Source organism: Luteimonas soli, from assembly GCF_042648865.1.
GTDB classification, from domain to species: domain Bacteria; phylum Pseudomonadota; class Gammaproteobacteria; order Xanthomonadales; family Xanthomonadaceae; genus Luteimonas; species Luteimonas soli.
Map to the genome: position 1 here is coordinate 205667 of NZ_JBHRYA010000001.1, position 6555 is coordinate 212221.

7 protein-coding genes and 1 tRNA gene are annotated in these 6555 nt (G+C 71.6%); 6 read left to right on the forward strand and 2 right to left on the reverse strand.

Translation table 11 applies throughout. The features are described 5' to 3' along the window. Positions 1-25 precede the first annotated feature (25 nt). The gene (locus ACFONC_RS00985; RefSeq protein WP_386742195.1) at positions 26-1411 is read left to right on the forward strand and encodes an ATP-binding protein; all 1386 of its coding nucleotides are present in this window, start codon (positions 26-28) and stop codon (positions 1409-1411) included. Positions 1412-1476: 65 nt separating this feature from the next. On the opposite strand, the gene ACFONC_RS00990 is transcribed toward ACFONC_RS00985, so the two are convergent. Both ACFONC_RS00990 and ACFONC_RS00995 read right to left on the reverse strand, forming a co-directional pair. Then, positions 1477-2172 (reverse strand): M90 family metallopeptidase, encoded by a 696-nt coding sequence (locus tag ACFONC_RS00990; protein ID WP_386742197.1) that lies wholly within the window; start codon positions 2170-2172, stop codon positions 1477-1479. An 85-nt stretch (positions 2173-2257) separates the two neighbouring features. Beyond that, positions 2258-2533 (reverse strand): hypothetical protein, encoded by a 276-nt coding sequence (locus ACFONC_RS00995; protein ID WP_386741680.1) that lies wholly within the window; start codon positions 2531-2533, stop codon positions 2258-2260. Between the two features lie 231 nt (positions 2534-2764). On the opposite strand from ACFONC_RS00995, the gene ACFONC_RS01000 reads away from it, so the two are divergent. The 5 genes from ACFONC_RS01000 (at position 2765) to rocF (ending at position 6554) form a co-directional block, all read left to right on the forward strand. Further along, positions 2765-3775, forward strand: coding sequence for a biotin--[acetyl-CoA-carboxylase] ligase (locus tag ACFONC_RS01000; protein WP_386741681.1), 1011 nt, complete (start codon positions 2765-2767; stop codon positions 3773-3775). Then, positions 3772-4506 carry a type III pantothenate kinase gene (locus tag ACFONC_RS01005; RefSeq protein WP_386741682.1) on the forward strand — a complete coding sequence of 245 codons (735 nt, stop codon included), beginning with the start codon at positions 3772-3774 and terminating at the stop codon, positions 4504-4506. Before ACFONC_RS01000 ends, ACFONC_RS01005 begins: the two co-directional genes overlap by 4 nt. Before the next feature lie 66 nt (positions 4507-4572). Then, positions 4573-5361 carry an SPOR domain-containing protein gene (locus tag ACFONC_RS01010; protein WP_386741683.1) on the forward strand — a complete coding sequence of 263 codons (789 nt, stop codon included), beginning with the start codon at positions 4573-4575 and terminating at the stop codon, positions 5359-5361. A 62-nt stretch (positions 5362-5423) separates the two neighbouring features. Next, positions 5424-5499 (forward strand) — tRNA-Thr (locus ACFONC_RS01015). A gap of 131 nt (positions 5500-5630) precedes the next feature. Continuing rightward, positions 5631-6554 carry an arginase gene (gene rocF / locus ACFONC_RS01020; protein ID WP_386741685.1) on the forward strand — a complete coding sequence of 308 codons (924 nt, stop codon included), beginning with the start codon at positions 5631-5633 and terminating at the stop codon, positions 6552-6554. Position 6555: the final 1 nt, after the last annotated feature.

The following is a 6555-nucleotide window of genomic DNA, read 5'->3' on the forward strand; positions in this document are numbered from 1 at the left end:
GTTGCTGCCGTGGCGGCCGCGTTCGCTGCAGGCGCGCCAGCTCATGGCTGCGAGCCTGGGCCTGGTCGCCTTCCTCGCGTTGGCCGGCTATGCGCTCGACCGCGCCTTCGTCGACGTCGCCGGACAGGTGCAGCGCGACAGGTTGAAGGCCTACGCCTACAACTACGTCCGCAATATCGACTTCTGGCGTAACGGCGATATCTACGTCCCCGAGATCCCGACGGATCCGCGCTTCGACCAGCCCGGCAGCGGGCTGTACGCGGTGGTCGTCCTGCCCGAGGGAGAGCAATCGTGGCGGTCGATGTCCACGCGCGGGCCGCAGCTGCCGGAAGAGGAAATGCTGGCGCCCAACCAGGAGGAATTCCGCGGCCCGTTGCCGATCGTCAAGACCAACGGCCAGCCGGGGGAGGTGTTCCGCTACGGCATCGGCGTCGCGGCGGTGCAGGACAGCGGCGGTGGGGTCGAGATCGAGCGCCCGTACACCGTCTACGTGATGGAGGACGAAGGCTCGCTCGCGCGCCAGGTGCGCGTGTTCCGCACCGCGCTGTGGGGCTACCTGGGCATCGCCGGTGCGGTGCTGCTGTTGCTGCAGACACTCGTCCTGCGCTGGAGCCTGTGGCCGCTGCGCAACGTGGTCAGCGAACTCAAGCGCGTGCAGCGCGGGCAGGCCAACCGCATGAGCGAACACCATCCGCGCGAGCTCGAACCGCTCACCGACAGCATCAACGCGCTGGTCGAGAGCGAACGCGAGAACCTCGACCACCAGCGCAACACGATGTCCGACCTGGCGCACAGCCTGAAGACCCCGCTGGCGGTGCTGCGCACGCGCCTGGACAACGATGCCAGCGAGGCCGAGCTGCGCGAGGAGGTCGACACCCAGCTGCGGCGCATGAACGACCTGGTCGGCTACCAGCTCGGCCGCGCCGCCTCGGCCGGCCACAAGCTGTTCGCCGCGCCCATCGACATCGAACCGCATGCCGAGCAGATCGTGCGCGGGCTGGAAAAGATCTACGCCGACAAGGGCGTGATCTGCGAATTCGACATCGACGACGGCGTGCAGTTCTACGGCGAACCGGGCGACCTGCAGGAACTGCTCGGCAACCTGCTCGAGAACGCGTTCAAGTGGGCGAAGTCGCGCGTGCTGCTGACCGCCAGGCCCGCCGAGCAGCAGCCCAACCGGCGGCCGGGGCTGGTGCTGGTCGTCGACGACGATGGCCCGGGCATTCCCGAGGACCGCATCGCCTACGTCCTGCAGCGCGGCGTGCGCGGCGACGAGCGCGTGCAGGGCCACGGCATCGGCCTGTCGATCGTGCAGGACCTGGTGCGCAGCTACCGCGGCCAGTTGGCCGTCGGCCCGTCGCAGGAGCTGGGCGGGGCGCGCTTCCAGGTGACCCTGCCGCCAGGCCTGTAGGTCGGGGCTACGCCCCCGACGATTCCCTCGGCACACCGGCAAGTCGTCGGGGACGTAGCCCCGACCTACGCCAGGGGCGAGGGGCCGTAGAGGCGCGCCAGGTGCGCGGCCACCGTCGGCATCGTGGCCTGCAGGGAGCGTGGATCGCTGAAGTGGTATTCGCTGCACACCGCGAAGAACTCTTCCGGCGCCTCGGCAGCATAGGGATCGATCGCGGTGTCCCGGCCGCGGTCGACTTCGGCGGCGAACGCGTCGAACGCGGCCTGGAAATCGCGCGCCCATTCGCGCTGCCACGCGCGCGGCAGCGGCGGGGTGCCGTCGAGCAGGCCGTCGAGCGCGTCGAGCTTGTGCGCCATCTCGTGCACCGCCACGCAGAAGCCCACGTCCGGCTCGTCCAGATCGGCCTGCACGTCGGCCCACGACAGGATCAGCGGGCCGCTCTCCCAGGACTCGCCGATCAGTTCGTCCTCCCACTCGTGCAGCACGCCGGCCGCGTCGACGTGGCTGCGGTTCACGCGGAAGGCGTCGGGGTAGACGATCAGCTGCGTCCAGCCGTACAACCCCTGCTCGCCGAACTCGAGCAGCGGCAGGCAGCACACCGCCGCCAGCAGGGTGCGCGCGGCGGCATCGAGTTCGAGATCGCCCACCGGCGTGATCGACTTGTCGCGCAGGAAGCGGGCTGCCAGCGCCTGCAGCCTTGCATCGCGTTCGGCATCGAGCGCGGCCACCCAGCGCACGCGCCGACGCACGCCGTCCCACAGGGCCGGCTCGGGTGGAGGGGGTACGGTGCCTGCGAACAGGCGTCGGATCAGCGCACGCACGCGCGCACGGGATGTTGCCAAGACCTCAGCGGAACATGCCCGGCAGGAAGCTGTGCCAGCGCGGCGGGCGGATCTCGCCGATATTGTCGCCGGCATGGCGCGCGCCGGGCTTGGCCTTGGCCGGCTTGACCGTGTGCGCCGCCGGCTTGGTGCTGGCGGGGCGCACGTCGTCGTCGCCGTCCTGCGTTGCCGTATCGTCCTGGCAGCCGCTGTCCTGAGCGCTGAGCAGGGGCATGTCGCGCGCAACCAGCGGCAGGCTGGCGCACAACAGCAGCAGGCACAATGCGAGTCGGATGGACATGGGGGATCCTTGGCCGGAGCCGCGATCAATGGCGGACTATACCTTGGATGCGGCGGCTCCGCAGATGGTTGCATGCTGCGATGCAGCAGCCGGGCTCACGTAGGTCGGGGCTACGCCCCCCGGCGGTCCCGAGGGCGAGACAGCGGTGAATGGCCTCGCGGATAATCGCTTGATGCCCGTCGCCGTCCTTCCAACAAGCCCTCCCGCCCGCCACCGCGCGACCAGGCGCCGATGAGCGCCGAGCGCGCCCTGCTGCAGCGGCTGATCGCCGGCCCGGTCTCGGGCGACGCGCTGGCGCGCGAGAACGGCGAGACCCGCGCCGCGGTGTGGAAGCGGATCGAAAGCCTGCGCGAAGCCGGGGTGGCGATCCAGGCGCAGGCCGGCCGCGGCTACGCGTTGGCGCAGCCGCTGGACCTGCTTGATGCCGACGCCATCGTGATGGCGATGCCGGACCGTGCGCGCGGGCTGCTGGCCGACCTGGAGGTGGCCTGGTCGATCGATTCCACCAACTCCGAGCTGTTGCGCCGCCCGGCGCCGCGCGACGGCGTGGCGGTGCTGCTGGCCGAGCGCCAGACCGGTGGTCGCGGTCGCCGTGGCCGCGACTGGGCCTCGCCGCTGGCGGCGAACCTCTACCTGTCGCTGGCGCGAGGCTTCGACGGCGGGCTGGCGCGGCTGGGCGGGCTGAGCCTGGTGGCCGGCGTTGCCGCGGCCGAGGCGCTGCACGCACTGGGGCTGGACGCGGTCCGCCTGAAATGGCCCAACGACCTGGTGGTCGTCGAGTGTGACCGCTCCGGGGCACGCCCGGGGCAGGTTCTGCGCAAGCTTGGCGGGCTGCTGGTCGAAGGCAGCGGCGAGCATGCCGGTCCGGTGCGCGCGGTGGTCGGCCTGGGCCTCAACGTGCGCATGCCGGACGTGCATGGGCGCGTCATCGACCAGCCGTGGACCGACCTGGCAGCGATGGCGGGCGATGCGCTGCCGTCGCGCAACACCATCGCGGCGGCGCTGCTGGCGGCGCTGCTGCCTGCGCTGGAACGGTTCGACCGCGACGGCCTGGCGAACTTCCTGCCGCGCCATGCCGAGCTCGATGCGCTTGCCGACCGCGACATCGTGTTGCACGGCGGCGATGGCGATCGAACAGGCACCGCGCTCGGGCTGGCACCCGACGGCGCGCTGCGCGTGCGCCTGGCCGACGGCCGGGTGCAGGCCTTCCATGCCGGCGAAGTCAGCGTGCGCCCGCGATGAGCCGCTGGCTGTTCGACCTCGGCAACACCCGCCTCAAGTGCGCGCCGCTGGACGATGCCGGCGGCATCGGCCCGGTGCATGCGATCGCACATGACGGCGTGCGTTTCGACGACGAACTTCCAAGCGTGCTGCCCGCGCATTTCACCGACGCCTGCGTGGCCAGCGTCGCACCCGACGGCCTGCGCACCGAACTGCTCGACGTGCTCGCCCGACATTGCCAGCGCATCTCGCTGGCATGCACGCAGGCGCAGTTCGGTGCGGTGCGGATCGCCTACCCGCAGCCGTCGCGCCTGGGCGTCGATCGTTTCCTCGCCCTGCTCGGTGCGCACGCGCGCGGCACCGACGCGACGCTGGTGGTGGGCGTGGGCACCGCGCTGACCATCGACTGGCTCGGTGCCGACGGCCACCACCACGGCGGCCGCATCGCGCCCTCGCCGACGCTGATGCGCGACGCGCTGCATGCCCGTGCAGCGCAGTTGCCCGCGAGCGGCGGTCGCTACGTCGAATTCGGCGACGACACCGACGATGCGCTCGAGTCCGGCTGCACCGGCGCCGCATTGGCGCTGGTCGAACGCAGCCTGCAGGCCGCGGCGTCGACAGGCGTCGCACCGACGCTGCTGCTGCACGGAGGCGGGGCCGAAGCGCTGCGCGCGCACCTGCCGCATGCCGTGCACGCGCCGGCGCTTGTGCTCGAAGGCCTCGCCCGTTGGGCGCAGCCAGACGCGCTGTAGGAGCGGGTGCGCGAACCGCATCCTTCGCGCGGCCAGCCGTGCATCGATTACCCCTAGAATCAACACATGCTCGCCCGTTCCCTGATCGTCCTGCTGGTGGTGTTGAACCTCGGCGTCGCCGCCTGGTGGATGGCGCGCGACGAGACCGCGCCCGCCGTCGCTTCCGTCGAACCGCCCGCCGGGGTCGCGCGGCTGCAGCTGCTGCGCGAAGTGGCGCCGGCCGAAGGCGCCACTTCGCCGCCATCCGTCGCGGCCGCCGCGCCAGCGGCGATTGCACGCGAATCGTCCGCGCCCGAATCGCCGACCGGAGCCGATGCATCCCGGGCGGACCCGCCTGTCGCGCCCGCGGCGACGCAGGCGCCGCTGCAGTGCTACGCGATCGGCCCGTTCTCCGATGCGGGCAAGCTCGCTGCCGCGCGAGGCCAACTGCAGGCGCGCGTGGCGCGCCTGAGCATCCGCGAAGCCGCCCCCGCCAACGCCGCACGCCGCGAGTGGCGCGTGTGGCTGCCGCCGCAGGCCGATCGCGCCGCCGCGCAGGCCCTGGTCGACCGGATCACCGCCGCCGGCTTCAGCGACTACTACATCGTGGCCGCGGGAGAGGAGGCCAACAGCATCGCGCTGGGCCTGTATGGCAGCGAAGAGCCGGCGCGCCGCCACCAGGCCGCCCTGCGTGCGGCCGGATTCACCGAAGTGCGCGCCGATGCCCTCGGCGAGGCGCCGTCGCCGGTGACGTGGATCGACGTGGCCAGCGCCATGCCGCTGGCCGCGGCCGACGGCAATGCGCTGGGCGCCGAACGCGTCGACGCGGTCGACTGCGCGACCCTGCCGGCCGCGCCGGCGACCGCCTCGCGCTAGAATGCCCGCCCGCGGCGTGCCAGGACGACGGCATCGCGCTGCAATCCACTCCCGCGAAAACTGCCGGCATAGCTCAGTTGGTAGAGCAACCGCCTTGTAAGCGGTAGGTCCCCAGTTCGAACCCGGGTGCCGGCACCATCGCCGGGGAGTGGATCGGCCATCGTCCTGCGCAACCGTCGCCGCGATCGAACGCGGCGGGCCGCGTCGACGCCAGTCCGCCATCCATGCCCGCCGGGAGCGGCAGGCACAGTCAAGAACCGGAGCCCGCCATGAGCCGCAGCCATCCCCCCGTATCGATCATCGGCGCGCCCACCGACGTTGGCGCCGGCACCCGCGGCACCCGCATGGGGCCGGAGGCGCTGCGCGTGGCCGGCCTGGTCGAGGCACTGGCAGCGCGCGGCATCGACGTGGTCGACCGCGGCAACGTCGAGGGTCCGCGCAATCCGTGGCAACCGCCGGTCGACGGCTACCGCCACCTCGACGAGGTGGTGGCCTGGAACCGCGCCGTGCTTGAAGCGTCCACCCGCGAACTCGACGCCGGCCGCATGCCGATCATGCTCGGCGGCGACCACTGCCTGGCCGTGGGCTCGATCGCGGCCGTGGCCGCGCACTGTCGCAAGCGCGGCAAGAAGCTGCGGATCCTGTGGCTCGACGCGCACACCGACTTCAACACCAGCGACATCACGCCCTCGGGCAACGTCCACGGCATGCCGGTGGCCTGCCTGTGCGGCATCGGCCCCGACGCGCTGACCTCGCTGGGCGGACACGTACCGGAGATCGAGCCGGCGCAGGTCCGCCAGATCGGCATCCGCTCGGTCGACCAGGAGGAGAAGCGCCTGGTCAAGCAGCACGGGCTGGATATCTACGACATGCGCTACATCGACGAAGTCGGCATGAAGCAGGTGATGGAGGAGGCGCTGGCCGGCGTCGATGCCGACACCCACCTGCACGTGAGTTTCGACGTCGACATGCTCGACCCGTCGATCGCGCCGGGCACCGGCACCAAGGTCCCGGGCGGGGTGAACTACCGCGAGGGGCAGCTGATCATGGAAATGATCGCCGACAGCGGACGCATGGGGTCGCTGGACATCGTCGAGGTCAACCCGATCCTGGACGCCGGCAACGCGACCGCGGAACTGGCCGTGGACCTGGTCGAAAGCCTCTTCGGCAAGTCGACTCTGATGCGCGACTAGC